We start from the raw sequence: 22,928 nt of genomic DNA, 5'->3' as shown, positions 1-22,928 counted from the left end.
ATTGAAATTTTCATATTAATTTACAATATTTTCAAGAGGCATAGCCTAAAATTTGAAATAGCTTAACTCCTACCGGAGAAAATATAGCTTTTTGTGGCTTAATCATATAATATTAATGGTTATTTTCAAAATAGAAATTTACACAACTATTAAAACAATATAAATTAATTGTTTTTAAGCATGAGATTTAATAAACTCTTCAATAATATTTTCATATTTCTTATCTGTACCAATTAAATCAATTCCAATAGTGCTTAATAGCGATATTCTAGCTTGAGTGATATTGCCAAGTGTTTTAGATATATCACTAGAGTTAAAATTACAAAAGGATCTCATTAGTACTACTGTTAATGATTTCGCTTGTACAAGCTTTCGGCTGTATTTAGTATATAGTTGGATCCTTGATATATTCATTTTTGATACTATATATTCTATTATATCTTCTGATTTAAAGTTACGAGCAAACATTTTTCTTACATTTTTATATTCCGTTTTTTCATCTCGAAATTCAACTTCTTGCTTGAATTTTTCTTTGTTGCACCTAAAAACAAGGTTATAGTAATTTTTACGTGCTTTTTTAAGGCCATTACCAAAAAGATTCATAATAAATCTATAGTCTACTAAATTGAAGAAGTCACGTTTTTTTCCTAAAAATATTGCTAGGCTAGAGAAAATATATTTCTCAGGGCAATTTTTATATTCAACTATATCTGTAGGATTATTGTGCATATATAATGATAAAGTTTTCAAATATCGTTCATTATTAACTATTTTGCTCTTAAATCTATCTTTAAATAGATGCCCTTCTCTTTTATATTTTTTATTAAAGTACATTGCATAAGAAAAATTAATTCCATGCATTACTTTGGATATATCTGAGCCATTTGCATCAATAATCAGATGTGAATGTGTATCCATGAGACAGTATCCATACAGTTTAAAACTATATAAAGTTTTATATTTTTTTATAAGAAACAAATATTTTTTCTTATCTTCATCATCTCTAAATAAATTTATTTCACTAATACTTTTGCACATAACATGAAATATTGACTTGGTTGTTTTTATTCTTGGCATTCTTGGCACAAAAATCACCTCTCTCATAAACTTTTCTTTAGATTATTGCCAATGAAGAAAGATGATATTCATTTGTTTAGTTTTCAGTTGAAATAGTTGAAATAGTTATTAACTGTCCCTAACTATGGGTGAGTGTAAACTCTGAATATTGACAGTCTGGCATAAATATAATAAACTAATAATAGAAAATCAAATAGAATTTTAGGTGCCTAGTATTAGGTGAAAAGGGAATGCGGTTTAAATCCGTAGCAGCCCCCGCTACTGTAATTGATGACAAACCTTTAAATACCAGTTTGCAGATGTAAGATGAGGAACATTGCCCAAAGGTAGTGCAATATCGTTTTAACAATGAAGAACGGTAAGTTAAGGAAAAATCAAAAGCCAGGAGACCTGCCTAAATGATGTTAACAAGCTTTCGGAGGGAAAGAACTTTTTAATGTAGTTAATTTAATTATAAATTAATTAAAAAGTAGTCGCTATCTTAAGTGCACTACTTTTTTGTTTTTTGAACAACATTTAGAAAAATAAATAAAATAATTAATAATTTTTAGTAAGGTGGAAGAAAAAAATGAAGAAAGCAATATTAGTTGTAAGTTTTGGAACAACATATAAAGATGCAAGAAAGGTAACTATTGATGAAATAGAAAAAAAAATAAAACATACATTTGAAGATTATGATATACGAATGGCATTTACATCACATGTTATTCTTAAAATTCTTAAAAACAGGGACAATATTCATATTGATACTCCAGAGGAAGCTTTGGAAAAATTGAGAAATGAGGGTTATAAAGATGTAATTGTTCAGCCATTGCATGTTATTCCTGGATCAGAATTTGATTATATAAACAATGTAGTTAAGAAGTACAAGATTTCTAATGCATTTGAAAACATTATGATAGGGAGACCTCTTATATGCTTTAAGGGAGAAGAAGCTGGTGTACCTGATGATTATTCTATAATGGTAGATGCTCTCACAAAACAGTTACCACGAAATGACACAGTAATTTTAATGGGTCATGGTACCAATCATATTGCAAATGCAGTATATTGCTGTTTTGAAAGTGTTTTACGGGATAGAGGCTTTCAAAATGTACACGTAGCAACAGTAGAAGGGTATCCAACATTAGATAGAGTAATACCTAACCTAATGGCAAAGCAGAGTAGAGAGGTTACACTGATGCCATTACTACTTGTAGCAGGAGATCATGTAAAGAATGATATGGTGGGAGAATCAGAAGACTCATGGAAAAATATTTTAGAATCAGATGGGTTTAAAGTTAAATTATATCTGCATGGGTTAGGAGAAAATAGCAATGTTCAAGATATATATATACAACATATTAATGATGTAATCAATGAAACGTTTAAGAATGTAGGAAAAACACCTAAGGGTATTTAAAATGTAAAGATGACAGTTGAGCTCATTTGTAATTGGAAAGGAAGGTATTTAATGATACATGGTGGAGATGTTTATACTAATGGGATACTTAAGGGCAGAGAACTAACAGATTTTAGTTCTAATATAAATCCATTAGGGGTGCCTAAAAGCTTCATTGAAAATATTGGTGAGGCGGTAGATGCACTAACCAGATATCCAGATATACAATATAGAAACGTGTTAAAAAACTTAGGAGAATATATTGGTTGCCCTCAGGAATATTTTGTTTTAGGGAATGGGGCTGCAGAAATAATTGACTTAGTTATAGCTTGTCATAAAAGTTTGCTAATTGTTGTGCCTTCCTTTGTAGAATATGAAATTGATGCTAAAAAGTGGAATTGTAGTATAGAGTATTCATACCTGAAAGAAAATATTAGCGAGGATGCCACATTAAAACATGAACATTGTGAGCTATCCTATAATTATAAAGATATATTAAATAAATTACTAAATGTTGAAGGTGTGATTTTAGGTAATCCTAATAATCCTAATGGCAATATTATAGATAAGTCAGAATTCCAAAAAATTCTTGAGTATTGTGAAAGTAATAATAAAGTTATAATAATAGATGAGGCTTTTATAGAATTTACAGGGGATAAGCAGCATAGCTTTGAAAGTTTGGTTAAATATTACAAATGTTTATTTATAATAAGAGCTTTAACTAAATTTTTCGCAGTTCCTGGCATAAGGTTTGGGTATGGAATAAGTAGCAATGCCTGCTTATTAAAGAAAATCAGAGAAAAACAAAATCCTTGGAATATAAATTGTTTTGCAGAAGTTGCTGCAAGATACGTATTAAAGGATGAATTATACATAGAAAAAAGCAAAACATGGATAAGAAAAGAAAGGCCTATTTTTTTAAAAAATTTAAACAACATTTCTTTTATAGAGAAAGTATTTTTAACTTATGGGAATTATGTATTATGTAAACTAAGTGGGATAACATCTGAAAGACTATACAAATTATGTCTTGATAAAGGTTTTGTTATAAGAAAAGCAGATAATTTTAGAGGATTGGATAAACAATATGTAAGGTTTGCTATTAAGGATAAAGATAGAAATGAAAAGTTGATTGGGTGTTTAAAAAATTTAGAGCCTAGGGTGAAAACAGGGTGAAAACATTTGGGGACAGTTAATAAATAATTTAACTTTAGCGTTTAGTGCGCAAAAGGATGTGAGTATATATGAAAAGTATAGTTATAGCTTCAGATTCAAGTGGTGGTGGGAAAACAACTGTAACACTTGGAATTATGAAAGCATTGAAGAATAGAGAATTTAATGTACAGGGATACAAAGTAGGACCTGATTATATAGACCCAGCTTTTCATACAAAGATAACAGGTACAACTTCACGGAATTTGGATCTATACCTTATGGGAGAAGATGGAGTTAAGGCCAGCTTTTCTAGAGGAAATGGTGATTTAGCAGTAGTTGAGGGTGTAATGGGCTTATATGATGGGAAAGGGGTAGACTCATCTTATTCTACTTATCATGTGTCTAAGGTTTTGAATTTACCGATAATACTTGTATTATCTCCAAAGGCACAAGTAGCAACTCTTTGCGCAGAAATTAATGGAATAGTTAATTTTAAAGACGCCAATATTAAGGGAATAATATTAAACAACATAACAGAAAGTTATTATAAACTACTTAAAGTTTCCATTAAATTAAATTGCAACTTGGAAGTCTTAGGGTATCTTCCTAAAGACGATAGATTAAGTTTAGAAAGCAGGCATTTAGGTCTAGTTCAAAGTAGTGAAATAGAGAATCTAGAGGAAAAAATTGGAATATGTGCGAACTTGTTAGAAAAACATATAAATATGGATTTATTATTAGATAAATTCAAAGAAAGTAAAAAGTATGTAGATAATTTTCATGTAGAGAATCAGGGAAAAAGAACAGCTGTAGCTTATGACAGAGCATTTAGCTTTTATTATAAAGAAAATTTAGAAACTTTAGAGGAAATGGGAGAGGTTATATACTTTAGTCCAATTGTTGATAAAGAATTACCAAGTAATATTGATTTTCTTTATATAGGTGGGGGTTATCCTGAGGTATTCATAAAAGAGTTATCTGAAAATACATCTATGCTTGAAAGTATAAAAAAAGCTTTAGATAATGGCCTGAGATGTTATGCTGAATGTGGTGGACTAATGTATCTTACCCAAGGGGAGAGAAAACAAGGCGAAGAACGAGTATCACATAGTACAGTGGGCTTTTTTAAAGGGTGTTATACAATAACTTCGAAACTTCAGAATTTCGGATATGCAGAGGCTAAAGTAGAAACAGAGAATAATGTTTTAACAAAAAATATGAGAATAAATTGTCATGAATTTCATAAATCATTTGTTAATATATCGGAAGAAAAGGTGCTAAGCATTTCTAAAGAGATGTATGATGGAACTTTGAAAAGGTGGCGATGTGGATATACTAAGAAAAATACTATAGCTGCTTATGGACATGTACATTTTTTTGGAAATTTACAGTGGGCAAAGGATATTTTTAACTAGGTTGGGGTGAGTAACCACTACAAAAATTTATGTGTGATAACCTGTAAAAGATGATCTGTTATTAACTGTCCCCCATGGGTTTTGCGTAATATTTACTTGCTTTAACTTTTGGTTTTGTGTTAAAAGAAAAGGAGATTTGAATATGGATTATATAAAAATACCTATGGATATAGAGAAAAAAAGTTTTGAAATTATTGGCAAAGAAATGGGAGAACATAAATTTTCTGATAAAGAGCTTTTAATAATTAAAAGAGTAATACATACCACAGCAGATTTTGACTATAAAAATATAGTTTACATTCGAGATGGTGCAATAGATGCAGCTGTAGAGTTACTTAAAAAGGGAACAATTATATATACTGATACAAAAATGGCATTGGCTGGTATAAATAAGAAAGCTCTTAAAGATTTAAATTGTAATGCAATATGTTACGTGAGTGATGAAAAAGTAGCAGAGATAGCAAAAGCACGTCATATAACGCGTTCAATGGCTGCAGTTGAGAAAGCGGTAGCGGATGGAGTTGAGTTCTTTGTATTTGGTAACGCGCCAACAGCTTTGTTTAGATTGAAAGAACTAATTGAGGAAGGAAAGTGTAATGCAAAATTTATATTGGCAGCACCAATCGGTTTTGTCGGAGCATCAGAATCTAAAAAAGAAATTGAAAAAGTAGATTTCCCAATGATTGTTGTGAGAGGAAGAAAAGGTGGAAGCTCAGTGGCTGCATCTATATTAAACGCACTAATGTATATGATAGTAGATAGAAATTAACATGTAACTGGAGTTTCGTAGTTATTATATATTTAAAATAAATAGGAAGCTTATCAGGGGGTGTATAACAGTGCTAGATTTATATGTTAATTTTAATGGTAAAAAACTTAGATGTGGATATACAACTGGATCTTGTGCTGCAGGAGCTGCAAAAGCTGCAACACAAATCTTGTTTTATGATACCCAAATAGACGAGATAAGGATAGATACCCCAAAGGGTATAGAATTATTACTTCCAATAGATAAGGTTGTTAAGGGAGAAAATTTTGTTGAATGTTCTATTATAAAGGATGCAGGAGATGATCCTGATGTAACAGATGGTATGGAAATTTGGGCGAGAGCCGAAAAATCAAAATCGGGATATACATTAAAAGGTGGAAAAGGTGTTGGGATAGTTAAAGGAGAAGGATTGTATGTACCAAAAGGCGAATGGGCGATAAATCCAGTACCTAGGAGAATGATAGAGAAAGAGGTAAAAGAGGCGTTACCAAAAGATAATGGGGTTGCGATAACTGTGTTTGTACCTAAGGGGGAAGAGGTAGCCAAGCGAACATTTAATCCAAGGCTAGGGATTGAAGGCGGTATATCAATACTAGGAACTACAGGTATTGTAACACCAATGTCACAGGAGGCACTTACGGAATCTATTAATATAGAAATATCTCAAAAAGTAGCTGCAGGGCATAAAAATCTCACCTTGGTTTTTGGTAATATGGGGGAAGAGATGGTTGCGAAGGTTGGACTTAAAACTGATAATGTAGTAATGGTTTCAAATTATATAGGTTCTGCTTTGAACTGTTGTATGGAAAAACAGGTAGAAAGCATTATGCTTGTAGGACATATTGGGAAAACATGTAAAATAGCAGCTGGATGTTTTCAAACCCACAGCAGAGTATGTGATGTGAGACTTGAAGTAATAGCTCTAGAACTAGCTCTAATAGGAGCACCTACAGAGATTGTTACTAAGGTTTATAAGGAAAAAACTACTGAGGGAGCAATAAAATTATTAGGTGATGATTACAATGAAATATATGATAATATTGCAAAGAAGGTAAAGAAAAGATTATTTCAGTATACATATGAAACCATTCCAGCTGAAGTTATTATGTTTTCTATGAATAAGGGAATTTTGTGTGACACAAGGGGAAATAGTTAGGGACAGTTAATAACTAATGGTTAAACAATTAAATAGTGAAAGGTAGCAGAGTATATGGTTTATATAGTAGGAATTGGTCCTGGAAGCCCTAAATACATTATTCCTTTAGCAGTAGAAACTATGGAAAAAGTTGATGTAATTATAGGATTCGCAAGAGCCACAACGAGTATATCTAAAATTGGTACTAAAAAAACAATAGTGAGATCATTAAAGGATATTTTGAATTATATAACAGTAAGCAAAGATAAAAACATTGCTATAATAGCATCAGGTGATCCATGTTTTTATGGAATAACTAACTATATAAAGAGTAATTATAATGGAACGATTGAAATAGTTCCTGGCATAAGTTCTTTTCAATATTTAATGTGTAAACTTAAGAAACCATGGCAAAATGCTTACTTAGGTAGCATGCACGGAAGAAAAGAAAAGTTTATAGAAATTGTACGTAATCATGAGGTATCTGTGTGGCTTACTGATAAAAGTAATTCACCACAAGTTTTATGTGAAAAACTTTTTGACAATAATATTAAAGCCACAATATATGTGGGAGAAGAATTATCATATGTGGATGAAAGAATAGTAAAAGGGACAGTAGAAGAAATTAAGGATAAAGTTTTTGAAAATTTAAGTGTGGTTGTTATAGAAAGTATAATTGATTAAGCTGATATATGCATTTGTTGTTTATTTGTCTGTGCTTAATTAGATACGGAGGATAAAATATGGGAAAATTATATGGTGTAGGGGTAGGACCTGGAGATAAGGAATTACTTACAATAAAAGCAATAAAGACCATTAGAAAATGTGATGTTATAGTAGTACCTAGTGCTATGAATGGTGGGAAAAGTATAGCCCATGAAATAGCAGAAGAATATATTAATAAGGATTCCGAAGTATTAGTTAAACATTTTCCTATGGGGGGATCAGAGCAGGAGTCTAAAATATATGAAGCATTTAAAGCTATAGAAGAAAAGCTTAAGGATGGTAAAAATGTAGCTTTTTTAACTATAGGAGATCCATTTGTGTACAGTACATATATATATCTTTTAAATTATATAAAGGAAAGTGGATATGATGTTGAAACAGTTCCGGGGATAACTTCATTTTGTGCTTGTGCAAGCATCGCCAATGAGTACTTAGTAATTGGGAACGAACCGCTTTTAATACTACCAGCATCTAGACTTGATACCATAAAGAATGAGAAGTTTTTAGTAATTATGAAGGTCTATAAAATAGAAGAAGAGGTTTTAAACTGTTTAGAGGCAAAGGGGTACAAGTATGTATATATTAAAAGAGCAGGAAGGGAAGGACAAGAAGTCCTTCGATGTCGCGAAGATATTTTAAAAAACAAAGAATATATGAGTTTAATAATTGCAAAGAAAGAGTAAAGAAAAACAAGATTAAGACGGGACAGTTAATAACTAATTCAACAATATTAAATAAAGGATGGGTGGATTTAATGGTTTATTTTATAGGCGCAGGACCAGGTGATGTGGATTTAATAACAGTTAAGGGAAGAAACATATTATCTAGTGCAGATGTGGTTATATATGCTGGATCGCTTGTAAGGGCTGAGCATATCAAGTTTTGCAAGGAAGATGTAGTAGTTCATAACTCTGCTTCTATGACACTCGAGGATGTTATAGAGGTTATGAAAAAAGCACATAGTGAAAATAAAACTGTAGTAAGATTGCATACTGGAGACCCAGCTATATATGGAGCTATAAAAGAGCAAATGGATGAATTAGATAAATTAGATATAGATTATTCTATAGTACCAGGGGTAAGCTCATTTTCAGCAGCAGCAGCGACTATTAAAAAAGAATTTACGCTTCCTAATGTAACTCAGACGCTAATACTTACAAGGGTAGAGGGAAGAACTCCAGTACCAGAAACTGAGGATTTAGAAAAGCTTGCATCTATTGGAGCATCTATGGCTATTTTCTTATCTATAAGCATGATAGATAAGGTTGTTTCAAAACTTAAAGCTGGTTATGGAAGAAATGTACCAATAGCTGTTATTGAAAGAGCTACTTGGGCGGATGAAAGAACTATTATTGGAACTTTAGATGATATAGCAGAGAAAGTAAAAATTGCTAAAATTACAAAATGTGCTCAAATCCTTGTAGGTGATTTTATAGATTGCGAATATGATAAAAGTCGTTTGTATGATAAAACATTTACACATATGTTTCGCAAAGGAAAAATCAGATAGTGAAGGAGATGTTAAATTGGGAAAATTATATGTAATAGGAATAGGCCCAGGAAGCATTTCTCATATGACAATAAGAGCAATGGATGCCATAAAGGAAAGTAATATAGTTGTAGGTTATAATAAATATATAGATATGATAAAACCATTATTAGCTGGTAAAGAAATTTTTTCTACAGGCATGAAGGGTGAAGAAGAACGGTGCAAAAGGGCATTAGAACTCAGTAATAATAAGGTAGTAAGTATAGTAAGTACTGGTGATTCTGGAATTTACGGGATGGCAGGCTTAATACATCAGCTTCGAGTAGATGAGGAAGTTGAAGTTATTCCAGGAGTTACAGCGTCATCAGCTGCAGCTTCAGTGCTGGGGGCCCCTTTGATGCATGATAATTGTAATATAAGCTTAAGCGATTTAATGACCCCCTATGAATTGATTCAAAAGAGAGTCAAATTGGCAGCAGAAGGTGATTTCGTTATTTCATTATACAATCCTAAAAGTACGGGTAGACCTCATTATCTAAGAGAAAGTATAGATATAATAAGAAAATATAGAATCGGAACTACTCCAATAGCTGTAGTTAAAAATGCACTTAGAGTTGGACAAGCAGTAAGAATATCAACATTGGATTCTTTTGACGATGAAATAGTTGATATGTTATCAATTGTTATAATCGGTAACAGCCAAAGCTACGTAAAAGATGGTAAGTTTATAACACCAAGAGGTTACAAGGTTTAGAATAAGGCAGTTAATTTGGGAGAAGGTTAAGGGACAGTTAATAACTATTAAGCCTTAATATAATCAATAAACAGGGAAAGGTTATTAACTGTCCCGGCCTTTATCAGAGTATAGCTGATTATAATCAGCGTTTCTAACCGTGAGTTTAGGTTCAATAAATGCAAATTAGTTATTAACCGTCCCCATTATTTTTAAGTAAGTAAGCAGGGAGGAGTGAATAAATATGATAGGTGTAATTGTAGGTACTTCAGAAGGTAAAAATATTCTTTCTGGATTAAATAAGTTTACAGATGATATATTAATATCAACGGCAACTGCATATGGAGCAGATCTTTTGAAAAATTATAAATACAAGGTATTTAATGAAAAACCTTTAGATTTAGTAGGTCTAATGCAAGTTATTAAAGACAATGATATAAAAATACTAATTGATGCCTCTCACCCTTATGCATTGGAAATTACTTCCAATGCAATTGAAGCATGTAAGGTTTATGGAGTACAATATGTTAGATATGAGAGGCCATCAATTATTAAAAAATTCAAAGAAAATAAAAACATTATTGTTGTGGAAGATTATGATAGTCTATATCCATATCTTTTAAAAGTTAAGGGAAGCATATTGAACACCACAGGTAGTAGAAATATAGATAAAATTATATGCTTTAAATTAAAGAATAGAGTAATACATAGAGTTTTACCTTCAGTTAAGGTTCTTGAAGAAATTTTAAACAAGGGGATAAGAGTTGATGATATAGTAGCTATGAAAGGTCCTGTAGGTTACGAATTAAATTGTGGATTTATTAAAGAATATAAGGCTAAAGCAATACTTATGAAGGATAGCGGAGTTCAAGGAGGAACTTATGATAAAATTAAAGCAGCTATAGATAACGATATACTAGCATTTGTAATAGGAAGAAAACCTATGAAGTATTCTAAAGTATTTTATAGTGAGTTAGAACTTGTGAAATATATTGGAGATTTAATGTAGTTTCAACACTATGGGTTTGAAATTATGAAGTTTAGATTAAACAAACCCCTTTAGTTAATAGCAACTAAAGGGGTTTGCTGTAATATATTTTTAGAGTTATTAACTGTTCCGATAAGTCTAGAGTTTAAGTATAAAATATTATTAACTGTCCCAGTATATTTCATCATAGATGTGTATACAAATATAGATATTGGACAAATTAATATAAATGAGTGTTTATGTATCACTATTGATACACATATACTATAGTGATATAATAATATTATATAATTAGGAGGGGTTAATTTGAACAAAATAGCGCTGATTACAGACACTACGAGTGATTTAAAAAGTGACACAATAGATAAATATAATATAAATGTATTACCCTTTAGAATTATCTATTCTGATAGAGAATACTTAGATAATATAGATATTACACCACAAGAAGTTTATAGTAACATGAAAAAAGAAGTACCTACCTCATCTTTGCCATCCATGAAGGACATGGAGGAATTGTTTTTAAGATTAGAAGAAGAGGGATATACTCATGCTATAGCAATAACTTTATCAACAGGATTATCTGGTATATATAATGCTATGAAACTTATAAGTGAGAATCATCCAACTATAACCACACATATATGTGATTCGAAGTCTATAGCACTTGGTGAAGGGTTAATAGTAACTGAATGTGGAAAGTTAATACAAGAAGGAAAAAGTTTTGAAGAGGTAGTTAAAGCTATTCCGTCTATTAAAAATAGAATATATTTATATTTTGTAGTAGGTACTTTAGAGTATTTAAAGAAGGGTGGAAGAATAGGGAAAGTTGCAGGAACAATAGCTGAGCTTTTAAATATTAAACCTATAATTACATTTGGTGATGATGGTAAGTATATTACATGTGAAAAGGTAAGAGGAAGAAAGCAATCTCTTAATAAACTTGTGGAACTTACAAGCAATATTTTAGATAAAAAGAAGTGTAAAGTTTATGTAGTGCACGGTGATGCCCTGGAAGAGTCTAAAAAGGTAATGGAAAAAATAAGTAATCATCCAAACGCTATTTCAGTAGAATTTGGAGGATATATAAGTCCTGTATCAGGAGTTCATAGCGGACCTGGTTTAGTAGGAATGGTTTGTATAGAGGAGCCATAAATATAAATGGCTAATATATCAAACAAAAAGAGTGAGATAGACATTAACGTGCAGGAAAAAAAATTGTACTTGGAATACAAAAAAAAACTTTCACAACTTAGAAAAGTTAAAAAAGAAAAAGAAGCAGTAGGTCAGGTATTTACAAAAGGATTATTACCTTTATATGTGCTATATATTTTAAGTTTAGAACAAACTAATGGAAACGATATATCTCATAAGATAGGCGTACGAACGAATGGTCTTTGGATACCTAGTACTGGTGGAATATATCCACTTTTGAAAAAGTTGGAAAAAGAAAAGTTGGTTGTTGGAGAGTGGAACAAATCTAAAAAAGCACAAAAAATTTATAAAATTACAGATGAAGGTATATTACAATTAGAAAATAAAAAATACTTATTACAAGATAAAATTGAAGAAGCTTTAGAAGTATTTAAAATAATTTACAGTGACTTGTATAATTAAAGAACTAAATAAAGAAGCTGCAGGGGAGTTGACCTGCAGCTTTTCTGAAATTTATTATATTAAAGTTTTAGTTTTAAGTCTCCTTCTCTTATCCATCCTTTCTTTCTCATAATTTCTGAAAAAAGTAAAGTTAAAGCGGCGGGAGCTATAAAATGTAAAAATAATATTTTTAATATTATAACTGATGAAATGATTGCTGTAAATTTTTTAAGAAGTATAAAAAAATAAAGCACTAGGTGTTTCAGCGCTTTATGATTTATTAGAAACTTTGTTAATATTGAATTGTTTTGTGCATAATTGTTAATTCCTAAAGTCTAAATATGAACTGCCATCGAGAGGAATTAAAGCTTGAAGTCTTGGACGATCATTTGCTAGACCTACAGCATAAACTGTATAAAAACGCTGAGGTTTTAGTCTTATATTAGGCACGTATAGAGCTATAGTTTTTGTTCCTGTTGGTCTAACTTCTAAAGTGTAGGTACCGGAGGAAACCTCTATATAATCTGTAAATTGTTTGTACTTAATGTTTCTAAATAAGATTTTACCATCAGGTAATGCAATATCTACAGCGCCTGAATTGGGTGATAAATGAGCAAATTTGATATAAACTTTATTGCTAGGGCGTATAACTTTAGGCTCTAGCACAAGCAGTAGATCAATATTAGGTAATAATCCAATAGCGCAAGCGGTATAAATTTTTTCAGGTGGAATAAAAATATTTTTATTAAGTACTGGTGAAGTTTTAGTACCTGTTGCAAACAATTTTACATTGTAGTCACCAGTCATAACTTCTACATAATCTGTAAAAGCACCATAGGTAAGATTTTTGAATTTTAGTATGTCATTTATATACACATCAACTGCTGGCGACTTAGGTGAAGAATGAAGAATTCTAAAATACGAAGTCATAGGATTTTCTCTATATAGAGAATAAGAATTATTATTATTATTTTCTGGACAATAGAACATAAAAGGCTCCTTTCAAATATTTTTACTATACTAATATATGAAAAATATACTAGATTGTTACTGAAATTATACAGTTATAAAAATTATATTATAATATTTTCAACATTAACCATTATTATAGAAAAGCACAGTTGACAAGAAAGAGAGAATAATTGATAATAGTATGTGGAAAGTTATACACATAAATTTTAAAAAATGAGAATAATAATAGAAAAATAGGACTAAATATATTGTAGAGTGTTATTGAAGGGAGTGGGATAATTCATGGATATATACCCATTATTTATAATTGCTTTAGCACTATCTTTAGATGCATTTGGAGTTGCCTTATGTATAGGCTTAAATGAACAAACTAAATTTGCAAATAAGGTAGGTTTTACAATTTCTTTTGGGCTATTTCAATTTCTATTATCATATATTGGTGCTTATGCTGGATTTCTTTTTAATACATATGTAGCTTCAATGCCAACAATAATTGGGGGCATGATTATTTCTGTAGTTGGGGTTATTATGATTAAGGGAGGACTTGAAAATCAAGGCAGTTGTCCATTACTTAAACCTAAGATGTATTTAATATTAGGTGTATCAGTAAGTATAGATGCTATGGTTGTAGGTTTTACAGTATTAAATAATATAACTAAAGTTATGTTGCTAAAAGATACATTGTTTATTGGATTAGTAACTTTAGCAATGGTTACAATAGCTTTTTTAATTTCAAAGTATTTAAAGAAAATTGAAGTTGTAGGTAAATATGCAGACTACATTGGAGGCATAATTTTAATAATTTTTGGGCTTAAAATGATGTTTTTTTAGAAGAAAGGATGATAAACATGTTAGAAAAATTAAAGAATTTAAATTCATTTAATGCATTTAAATATTTTAAAGAGATGAATGAGGTTCCAAGAGGTTCTGGTAATGAAAAAGCAATAAGTGATTGGCTTGTAAATTTTGCTAAAGAACATAAATTACAGGTAATTCAAGACAAAGCATTAAATGTTATTATTAAAAAAGCTGGTACTAAAGGATATGAAAATGCACCAGGTATAATTCTTCAGGGTCACATGGACATGGTCTGTGAAAAAAATGTAAATGTTAAACATGATTTTTTAAAGGATCCTATTGAATTTATAGTAGAAGGTGATGTCTTAAGGGCTAATGGGACTACACTTGGAGCTGACGATGGTATTGCAGTGGCATTTAGTCTTGCAGTACTTGCATCAAATAGTATTTCACATCCACCAATAGAGTTATTGGTAACGGCTGGAGAAGAAATAGGTATGGTTGGAGCTCAAGCAGTAGACCCTAAAAATCTACATGGAAAGATATTAATTAATATAGATTCGGAAGAAGAAGGAAAACTTTTGGTAAGTTGCGCTGGTGGGGTACGTGAGAAGATAAAACTCCCAATAATTTGGGAAGAGGCGGACCAAAGTTTTATAAGTGCTAACATTAAATTAACGGGTTTAAAAGGCGGTCACTCCGGAATGGAAATAAACAAAGAAAGAGGAAATGCCAACAAGATTATGGGACGTTTTTTAATAGATTTAAAATCGGTTATAGATTTTAAAATAAATTCTATAAGTGGAGGAGCTAAAAATAATGCAATCCCTCGCCATGCAGATGCTATTATATTGTTTAGAGAAAACCATAAAAAAATAGTTATTGAAAAATTATCAGAGTGGAATTTTATACTTAAGAATGAATTAAAAATTACTGATCCTGATATTGATTTAAGTATTGAAATCATGAACAATAAAGTAAATAAAGTTTTTTCGCAAGAGACTGCTACAAAAGCACTTCAAATACTTTTTTTAATTCCCAATGGAGTTAAGAGTATGAGTATGGCAATAGAGGGTTTAGTTCAAAGTTCAACAAATATAGGAATTGTTATTACTAATGATAAAAATATAGTATTTGATTCTGCAATAAGAAGTTCTGTAAGAACTTTAAAGAAATCAATATGTGATGAAACTATTGTAATAGCTGAGATGGTAGGAGCAACTATCGAATTTGAAGCTAATTATCCTGAATGGGAATATAATTCAAAATCTAAGATAATGTTATTACTTAAAAATGTATATAACGATTTATATGGTAAAATGCCTGAAATCGCAGCTATACATGCAGGGCTTGAATGTGGTTTGTTTAGTGAAAAATTTGAAGGTAATATAGATCAAATATCCCTTGGACCCGATATTTATGATGCACATACGCCAAGTGAACATTTGAGTATAGCGTCAGCAGATAGAATGTGGAATTATTTATTGGCAGTATTAAAACAAATAAAATAATATAGTAAGGTGATATAGATGAATGTAATTTTATATTTAAAAGAGCATAATATTAGAATTACTAATGCAAGAAAGAGCATACTAGAAATTATATTTCGTAGCAGTGAGGCTATTAATGCAAACTTAATATATGAGTTATTAAAAAAAGATAACATAAAAATAGACCTCTCTACGGTATATAGAACCTTAGATATGCTAGAAAACAAAAAGATCTTAAATAAATTTGATTTGGGAAATAATATGTATAACTATACTATGAACAACAACTCACACAAACATATAATTGAGTGTGTTTTATGTCATAAAAAAATGGTTATAGATTGCCCTATACCTCAAATAGAAGAGCAAATTAAAGCAAAAACAGGAATAACGCTTACAGAAAGTCATGTATATTTAAAAGGAATTTGTAAAGAATGTAAAAAATGTAAAGAATAAAAGGGGATGGGTTTTATGCAATTTTCTTCATTGGTATTAATGGAAGTGGATAAAGACACTAATCAGTTTGTTAAAGAGATTGGAAGCTATGAAGCTTCAGAAGGAGCAGAATTTGTTACAAAGTTAAATTATTCTGGAGAATTAATTAATTTAACCTTTGATACACAGGTTGATGTTGAGGAGTGGCAATACACCGCAATATATGATTGTTTTAATGAAGAAATTTTTAAGTCTAAAGGTTATTATATTGAGGTTGTAGATGACGAATATAATCCAACTTGGGTAGTTAAATTTAAATATTCAGATGATCATATGGTGGTGGGAGAAGCTATTATTGAAATATGTGAATTAATAAAACAAGAACTAAAAGAAGTTTTTATAAAAATTAAAGGAAAAGAAGAAGAATATATATAAATTGGGTAGGAGCAAAATATGAAAGAAAAAAATATAAAGGCTATTATAATTGGGATTACTCAGCAACACGGTTATTTATTGGAAGATATAACAAGTAAAAAAAATAAATCACAGTTATGGACAGTGAGCAAAAATATTAACGGAGCATTATATCGTTTGATATTTATGAACAAAAGTAGCATAAATGAAATATTACAGTATGACATTCCAAATGATAAAAACAACGTATATATATTAGTTTCTGATGATGAAATTAATAATGATGAGGAAGATATTTCGAGAAATTATCTGTTAGATAAGCCACTAATAAGGGTAAATGTATTAAAGAGAAAAGTGAATTATTCTGGAAATGTAAATGCACAAGTGGTTCAAGATATAGTGTCTGTTATGAATAATGTCAATATACATAGTAATACCGAAAAGGTAAATGTTTGGGATAAACCATGGATTACCATTGGAATTATAGCTATAAATGTTATTATGTATCTAGTGACAGCATATTTAAGCCTTGTTTATGCAAAAGGTAGTATATTTAATAGCGACATCAATGTTCTTATTATGCTTGGTGCGAAGGTTAATAATTTGATATCTCAAGGTCAGTATTATAGATTCGTGTCTTGCATGTTTTTACATGGTGGAATTGTACATATCGGCGTTAACATGTATTCACTTTATGCCATAGGGCCTATGGTTGAGAGAGTTTATGGAAAAGTAAAATATATAGCTATTTATTTTATTTCTGGAATATGTGCATCAATATTTAGTTATGTTTTTTCAACAGATGTTTCTATCGGAGCCTCAGGAGCAATTTTTGGGCTACTCGGAGCAGTGCTTATTCTTGCAATTAAATCTAAAGAAAAAACCGGAAGCGGGTTTATAAAAAGTATTTTGTCAGTTATATGTATAAATATATTTATAGGGGCTACTATGCCCAATATTGATAACTTTGCCCATGTAGGCGGACTTCTTGGAGGAATGCTCATAGCTTTTATGGTTAATTTTAAAGCAGAAGATTATTAAGGCACATGAACAATATAACAAGTTTGTACTGAAACTTATTATTTGTGTTCATGCGCCTTTACTTATATATATCATATAAAAGTATAAAACACTAATTTACTTTTGAACATTCTTAATTATAATTAAGAAGATTAAATATATTTAGTATACATGCAATATCTTTATACTAAGCAACCCCATTATTATTTTTAACACCAATAATATGAATTAAATCTTCGTGATATATAGTTTCCTTATCAATTAATAAAGTGGTTATAGCATTTAAAGAATCTTTTCCATCAATCAGGATATCTTTGACCTCTTCATATAAATCTGAAATCATTTTTTTGCATTCTGAGAAAACTGCTTCTTGATTTGTAAAACCTGACTCTCTTAGTTTTCCCATAGTGAGCAAACCTAAAGATTCACCCATTCCATATTCGGTTATCATGTTTGCTATAATTTGAGTACTTCTTTGCAAATCATTATAAGCACCAGTAGTTACATTGCTTGCTCCAAAAATAATTTCTTCAGCGGCTCTACCACCTAAAAGAACCATTATTTTTTTCTTTAAATGTTCTTTATTCTGATAAAGCGTATCCTCAGGAATACTTAATGTATAACCACCTGCACCTTTGGTAGTTGGAATTATAGTTACTTTAGATACCTTATCATTTGGTAACATCTTAAGTGAAATCAAAGCATGTCCAGCTTCATGAAAGGCAGTAATTTTTCTGTCTTCTTCTTTAATATAGTCCCTATCAACTTTTTCATAACCAGCAAGCATAATTGAAAAAGCTTTATCCAAGTACTGATTACTAATAAATACAGCATTGTCTTTGCAGGCAATAATAGCTGCCTCATTAGCTAAGTTTTCTAACTTGGCGCCTGAGAAAGATGTAGTTTTACGTGCCCATTCAGAATAATCTATATTTTTAATAGGTTTATTTTTAAAATGAAGTTTTAAAATCTTTTCTCTAGCAGATACATCAGGTAATGTAACTTCAATATGTCTATCAAACCGACCAGGACGTAGCAGAGCTTCATCCAGCATATCGAGCCTATTAGTTGCTGCAATTACAATTATGCCCTCTGTTTCGTTAAAGCCAGACATTTCAGTTAGAAGTGCGTTAAGTGTCTGATCTTTTTCGTCAGAACCGCCACCACGTCCATTATCTCTTTTTTTACCAATAGCATCAATTTCATCTATAAATATAACTGCTCTACCATGACTTCTTGCCTTTTTGAATAAGCTTCTAATTCTCCCAGCCCCAACCCCTACGTATATCTGAACAAAATCAGAACCAGAGACTGCATAAAAAGGTACATTTGCTTCGCCTGCTACGGCTTTTGCAAGTAAGGTTTTACCTGTTCCGGGATCGCCATATAGAATAACTCCTTTTGGCATTCGAGCGCCGTAAGCAGAATATTTTTCAGGATTTTTGAGAAAATCTACTACATCTTGTACACTATCTTTAGCTTCTTCATTGCCGGCTACATTAGCGAAGTTAAAACCTATATCCTCTACAGCAGTTACATCAAGATTTGTAGCTGAAAACATACCTTTTGACTTTATTTTTGTAGATTTAAAAAACATTATTCCAAGAACTATAAGTGAAATCACAAAACCAGCAATTGAAGCTATTTCAGCTGGATTAGTTAGAGTTTGCTCAGAAACATTTATACCATCTTTTAATAAATTCTCTTTAAAGTTGTCAGTTCTTGGATTATCAGTTGTATAAATAGTACCATCTTTAAGTTTAACTTGAATTTTGGGAGAAGTTGTTACATATACAGTTGAAATGCTACTTCTAGAGGTATCTTTAAGAAAATCAGTGTATTGTTTATTTTTCGATTCTTTAAAAGTACTATTCACAATAATGAGAAATACTAAGGAAAGAACTGCAGTTATAGCAGGAATTAAAATATATTTGTTCTTAATTTTATTCATATGATAGAAGCTAGTAATCCACTATACTATTAGAGTATTTGCGGAGTAGCTTCATTCACCATCCTTTCGCATAATATATTTTTTTTGCTTCTGCTAATTTAAATGTTATACTATTATATCGGATATAATAGCTTATATATTTTTTATACTATATGACATTGCGTCGATTCAATAGCAACTTATATGGGCTATTATAATATGTTTTTTAGGGCTTGTCTATCAAATCTAATAGATTATGGAAATGTAAATAATGTAAAAAATATAATTGATAATTTTATCATTTGTTGTATAATTTATAATAGTATCAGGGGTATTGCATTATACTATTATTAATTTTAAAAAGTGAGCTTCGATGATGATAAATAAACATATTATTTATATTAAAAAGGAGAAGGTCTAATATGGGAAAGAAAGTTTATGCAATAAAAGAAGGATATAATTCTAGTACTAAAGAAAAAATAGAAAATAAAATAGTTGGAACTTGGGCAGAGTGTTTAAAGTATGTAAAAGGTGTAAAAGGTGCTAAATATAAAAGTTTTGAAAAGGTAAATGAAGCTGAGAATTTTTTAAGTGATGGAGGAAATATTTTCAAAAAAACAGATAATACTTATCCAAAGGATTGTCTTCATATTTATGTTGATGGAAGCTATAATTCAACTACAGAGGAATATTCTTATGGAATGGTAGCTACGCACAATGAAGTAGTTATATATATAGAGAGTGGTCGTGGAAAAAGCAATTCAGCGAAAAATATAAGACAAATAGCAGGGGAACTAGAAGGCGCAGTAAAAGGATGTGAATATGCGTTAAGTAAAGGTGAAAAGAAAGTAGTGATATTTCATGATTATGTTGGGATATGTTACCATGCTACAGGATTTTGGGGGAGAAAAGAAGATTCATCAAAGGAATATTATAAGAAAATGCAAGAATTTATGAGCAGAGGACTTGAGGTTATATTTGTTAAGGTTGATAGTCATACAGGAGATTTATTTAATGAACTTGTTGATGAAAAATGCAAAGAAAAACTTGGTATAAGTTCAGATAAAGTTGTGGAAAAATGGTTGCTTAAAAATATTATTAATGTAGGTAGTGAGGATGTAAAACAAGAAATTTTAAGTATAGCTCCAAGCGGAGATACAAATATAATAGTTATAAAAGATAATGAAGAAAAAGTTGCAAAAGAAAACAAAGTGGAAAATAAGGTAGAAGAAAGAGTATATGAATTTAATGATATTGTGAGTGAATATAATTTAAATCCAGATGGTGCAAATCATATAATAGATAATTTATCTAGTTTAAGCAAAACAAAGTTTATTAATTACTTATTGGGGAAGATTAATAAGTAATAACAAATTATAATTTAAAATATGGGGGTTATATGTTGGATAATAATTTTAAAAAAAGAAGAGATAAACCATATTTATGTTTTAGAGCGAATATTATCACTGAGGTTAATAAAGAGTTTCTTGATTTTACAGGTTTTAGATTAGAAGAATTAATAGGTAAATTACTTATAGAAATAGAAGAAATGTTAAAGACTAATTTGCATATTATTTCTAAAAACATAAGCGGTAAGTATCTAGAATATATTTTTACAAAATCTCTTTGTCCATTAGAAGTTAACATAACGCTTTATTACGATAATGAAACAGAAAATGCAATTTACACTTTTGAAGAGAGTGTAAATTCTAGACTTGATGACAAAATTATTTTTGTAGAACAGGTATTTACAAATAACATAGATGGCGCAGCAATTTATAGTGTGCCAAATTTAACATTGCTTAAAGCAAATAATAAGTATCTTAACTTAATAAATTCATCTTATAATATACATAGTAATTGTTTAGGCAGGTCTATTAAGAAAATTGTACATGGGTTTTGCGGTAGCGAGGTTGAAGGTATATGGAATTCCATTTTCAAAACACGAAAGAATAGTTATATAAAAGAAATTAAAGCTAACAATAATTCAAATGATGTAACCTATTGGAAATTTACTCAAACAGCAATATTTGAGAATAAAATCATTAAATATATATTTGAGACCGTAAGCGAGGTTAATGAGAAAATTTTTGAAAATCAGAATTTAGACAAGCAAAATAGTATTCTTATTAATCAAAAAAAACAATTAGAGCAACGTAATACACAGCTAGTAAATATAATTGAAAATTTATCTGAAGGAGTAATGTTTGCTAATAATAAAGGTGAATTTATAATGGTTAATGCAGAAGCAAAAAGATTGATTTACCAATCGAATATTGGAATTAATATAGCGCAGGCTCTTGAGGACACTAAAGTATTTAATATGAAAGGTGATGAAATACCATTTGAACAATTTCCATCGGTTAGAGCTTTAAGAGGTGAAAAATCGAAAAATGTTAAAATATTTGTACGCCATCCTAATAAGGAATATTTTGCAGAGATTAGTTCAATTCCAATCTATGATGCATTTGGCGAGTTAACAATTATAGTATCTTGTTTTCATGATATTACTAAAACAATTGAGCAATCAAAAAAAATTGAAGAACAGAAAAAAGAATTAGAAGCTATTATAGAAAATATATCAGATTCTATTGCTATTTTTGATGATAAAGAACGGTATACATTGCTTAATAAAACTTCAAGGGAAATGTTTTTCTCATCTTATAATAAGATGGACAATATAGCTGATGGTTATAATCCATCTGAGTTTTATGATATAAACGGAGATAAGATCGAGCTCAAAAACAATCCAGCTCATAGAGTTTTGAGGGGCGAAGAATTCAAAAATATGAGGATGATAGTAAAGTCACCAAATAAAACATATCAAGTAGATGTAAATGGAACTCCTATATATGACAGTGAAGGGAAATTTAGTTTAGGTGTTCTTTGTAGTAGGGATATGACAGATTATTTTAAACATGAAGAAGCTATAAAAAGTCGATACGAATTAGTTAGTGGAATGATTAATACATTTGATTTACCGGTTGTTAGATTATCATGTTCAGATTTAAAGATTGTAGATATTAATAAAAAGGCATTTAATATCATAAAACTACTAAGGCCTAGTGTTAATTCAGTCATAGACATCAAAAATAGTGAAGTTGAAGATTTGTTTAAAATGTTTAATAAAAGTGAATATTATAAGTGTGTTAAAGAGGTGTTAAAGGAAAAGGGAATTAAGTATTTAAATAAAAGAAGACTTATGTTAAACGGAAGCGAGGTATACTGGAACATTATTTTTGAACCTGTGCTTTGTTCAAACGGAGAAATCAGAGAAATTTTAATATTAATAATTGTTGATTTACACTTTATCTTATCCTAACATTTACAAATTAATTTATCCATTCAAATAACTAAACTGCACATTCATTTATCCAATCTACAAAATAATTTAACCAGACTTTA

At 30.1% G+C, this 22,928-nt stretch carries 22 protein-coding genes and 1 riboswitch; of the genes, 19 read left to right on the top strand and 3 right to left on the bottom strand.

Annotated elements, in window-relative coordinates; all coding sequences use genetic code 11:
* Positions 1-174: 174 nt before the first annotated feature.
* Positions 175-1,077, bottom strand: a complete 903-nt coding sequence (locus KPL38_RS11910) for a transposase (RefSeq protein ID WP_246577939.1) — start codon at positions 1,075-1,077, stop codon at positions 175-177.
* A gap of 186 nt (positions 1,078-1,263) precedes the next feature.
* Positions 1,264-1,489, top strand: a riboswitch (cobalamin riboswitch).
* A 156-nt stretch (positions 1,490-1,645) separates the two neighbouring features.
* On the opposite strand from KPL38_RS11910, the gene KPL38_RS11905 reads away from it, so the two are divergent.
* From KPL38_RS11905 to KPL38_RS11850, 12 genes are all read left to right on the top strand, one after another.
* Entirely contained in the window at positions 1,646-2,479 is an 834-nt protein-coding gene (locus KPL38_RS11905; RefSeq protein ID WP_216289350.1) for a sirohydrochlorin cobaltochelatase, read from the top strand.
* Positions 2,480-2,530: 51 nt separating this feature from the next.
* Complete coding sequence (locus KPL38_RS11900) at positions 2,531-3,634, top strand: pyridoxal phosphate-dependent aminotransferase (RefSeq protein WP_246577936.1); 1,104 nt, start codon at positions 2,531-2,533, stop codon at positions 3,632-3,634.
* A gap of 68 nt (positions 3,635-3,702) precedes the next feature.
* Positions 3,703-5,028, top strand: coding sequence for a cobyrinic acid a,c-diamide synthase CobB (locus KPL38_RS11895; RefSeq protein ID WP_216289349.1), 1,326 nt, complete (start codon positions 3,703-3,705; stop codon positions 5,026-5,028).
* Positions 5,029-5,170: 142 nt separating this feature from the next.
* A complete protein-coding gene (locus tag KPL38_RS11890) occupies positions 5,171-5,797 on the top strand; it encodes a precorrin-8X methylmutase (RefSeq protein WP_216289348.1) in 627 nt (208 codons plus the stop codon).
* A 70-nt stretch (positions 5,798-5,867) separates the two neighbouring features.
* Positions 5,868-6,953: a cobalt-precorrin-5B (C(1))-methyltransferase CbiD gene (gene cbiD / locus KPL38_RS11885; RefSeq protein WP_216289347.1), complete on the top strand. Its 1,086-nt coding sequence runs from the start codon at positions 5,868-5,870 to the stop codon at positions 6,951-6,953.
* Between the two features lie 54 nt (positions 6,954-7,007).
* Positions 7,008-7,616, top strand: coding sequence for a precorrin-6y C5,15-methyltransferase (decarboxylating) subunit CbiE (cbiE, locus tag KPL38_RS11880; protein WP_216289346.1), 609 nt, complete (start codon positions 7,008-7,010; stop codon positions 7,614-7,616).
* A 59-nt stretch (positions 7,617-7,675) separates the two neighbouring features.
* A complete protein-coding gene (locus KPL38_RS11875; RefSeq protein WP_216289345.1) occupies positions 7,676-8,341 on the top strand; it encodes a cobalt-factor II C(20)-methyltransferase in 666 nt (221 codons plus the stop codon).
* Between the two features lie 62 nt (positions 8,342-8,403).
* Positions 8,404-9,168 (top strand): precorrin-4 C(11)-methyltransferase, encoded by a 765-nt coding sequence (gene cobM / locus KPL38_RS11870; RefSeq protein WP_216289352.1) that lies wholly within the window; start codon positions 8,404-8,406, stop codon positions 9,166-9,168.
* A 16-nt stretch (positions 9,169-9,184) separates the two neighbouring features.
* Positions 9,185-9,901: a precorrin-3B C(17)-methyltransferase gene (gene cobJ / locus KPL38_RS11865; protein WP_216289344.1), complete on the top strand. Its 717-nt coding sequence runs from the start codon at positions 9,185-9,187 to the stop codon at positions 9,899-9,901.
* Between the two features lie 223 nt (positions 9,902-10,124).
* Positions 10,125-10,889, top strand: a complete 765-nt coding sequence (locus KPL38_RS11860) for a cobalt-precorrin-6A reductase (RefSeq protein ID WP_216289343.1) — start codon at positions 10,125-10,127, stop codon at positions 10,887-10,889.
* Positions 10,890-11,174: 285 nt separating this feature from the next.
* Entirely contained in the window at positions 11,175-12,023 is an 849-nt protein-coding gene (locus KPL38_RS11855; RefSeq protein ID WP_216289342.1) for a DegV family protein, read from the top strand.
* A 6-nt stretch (positions 12,024-12,029) separates the two neighbouring features.
* Positions 12,030-12,485 (top strand): PadR family transcriptional regulator, encoded by a 456-nt coding sequence (locus KPL38_RS11850; RefSeq protein WP_216289341.1) that lies wholly within the window; start codon positions 12,030-12,032, stop codon positions 12,483-12,485.
* Between the two features lie 300 nt (positions 12,486-12,785).
* Here KPL38_RS11850 and KPL38_RS11845 read toward each other — a convergent pair whose 3' ends face one another.
* A complete protein-coding gene (locus KPL38_RS11845) occupies positions 12,786-13,454 on the bottom strand; it encodes a DUF4397 domain-containing protein (protein ID WP_246577935.1) in 669 nt (222 codons plus the stop codon).
* A gap of 264 nt (positions 13,455-13,718) precedes the next feature.
* Between KPL38_RS11845 and KPL38_RS11840 the strand changes: the two genes are divergently transcribed.
* Genes KPL38_RS11840 through KPL38_RS11820 form a run of 5 tightly spaced genes read left to right on the top strand, consistent with a single transcriptional unit; the run spans position 13,719 to position 17,614 of the window.
* Positions 13,719-14,267, top strand: coding sequence for a manganese efflux pump MntP (locus KPL38_RS11840; protein WP_216289340.1), 549 nt, complete (start codon positions 13,719-13,721; stop codon positions 14,265-14,267).
* Positions 14,268-14,284: 17 nt separating this feature from the next.
* Positions 14,285-15,745, top strand: coding sequence for an aminoacyl-histidine dipeptidase (locus tag KPL38_RS11835; protein ID WP_216289339.1), 1,461 nt, complete (start codon positions 14,285-14,287; stop codon positions 15,743-15,745).
* 18 nt (positions 15,746-15,763) lie between these two features.
* Complete coding sequence (locus KPL38_RS11830; RefSeq protein WP_216289338.1) at positions 15,764-16,180, top strand: Fur family transcriptional regulator; 417 nt, start codon at positions 15,764-15,766, stop codon at positions 16,178-16,180.
* A gap of 15 nt (positions 16,181-16,195) precedes the next feature.
* On the top strand, positions 16,196-16,594 hold the full coding sequence (locus tag KPL38_RS11825) for a DUF6762 family protein (protein WP_216289337.1): 399 nt from the start codon (positions 16,196-16,198) through the stop codon (positions 16,592-16,594).
* Between the two features lie 18 nt (positions 16,595-16,612).
* Positions 16,613-17,614, top strand: a complete 1,002-nt coding sequence (locus KPL38_RS11820) for a rhomboid family intramembrane serine protease (RefSeq protein WP_216289336.1) — start codon at positions 16,613-16,615, stop codon at positions 17,612-17,614.
* Positions 17,615-17,780: 166 nt separating this feature from the next.
* On the opposite strand, the gene KPL38_RS11815 is transcribed toward KPL38_RS11820, so the two are convergent.
* A complete protein-coding gene (locus KPL38_RS11815) occupies positions 17,781-19,544 on the bottom strand; it encodes an ATP-dependent metallopeptidase FtsH/Yme1/Tma family protein (RefSeq protein WP_216289335.1) in 1,764 nt (587 codons plus the stop codon).
* A gap of 401 nt (positions 19,545-19,945) precedes the next feature.
* Between KPL38_RS11815 and KPL38_RS11810 the strand changes: the two genes are divergently transcribed.
* Both KPL38_RS11810 and KPL38_RS11805 read left to right on the top strand, forming a co-directional pair.
* Positions 19,946-20,890 carry a ribonuclease H1 domain-containing protein gene (locus KPL38_RS11810; protein ID WP_216289334.1) on the top strand — a complete coding sequence of 315 codons (945 nt, stop codon included), beginning with the start codon at positions 19,946-19,948 and terminating at the stop codon, positions 20,888-20,890.
* A 35-nt stretch (positions 20,891-20,925) separates the two neighbouring features.
* Positions 20,926-22,845 (top strand): PAS domain-containing protein, encoded by a 1,920-nt coding sequence (locus tag KPL38_RS11805; RefSeq protein ID WP_216289333.1) that lies wholly within the window; start codon positions 20,926-20,928, stop codon positions 22,843-22,845.
* Positions 22,846-22,928: the final 83 nt, after the last annotated feature.

The organism is Clostridium psychrophilum (assembly GCF_018861705.1).
GTDB classification, from domain to species: Bacteria; Bacillota; Clostridia; order Clostridiales; family Clostridiaceae; genus Clostridium_AD; species Clostridium_AD psychrophilum.
The sequence above is the reverse complement of the archived record's forward strand: the minus strand, read 5'-3'. Positions and strand labels throughout refer to the sequence as shown.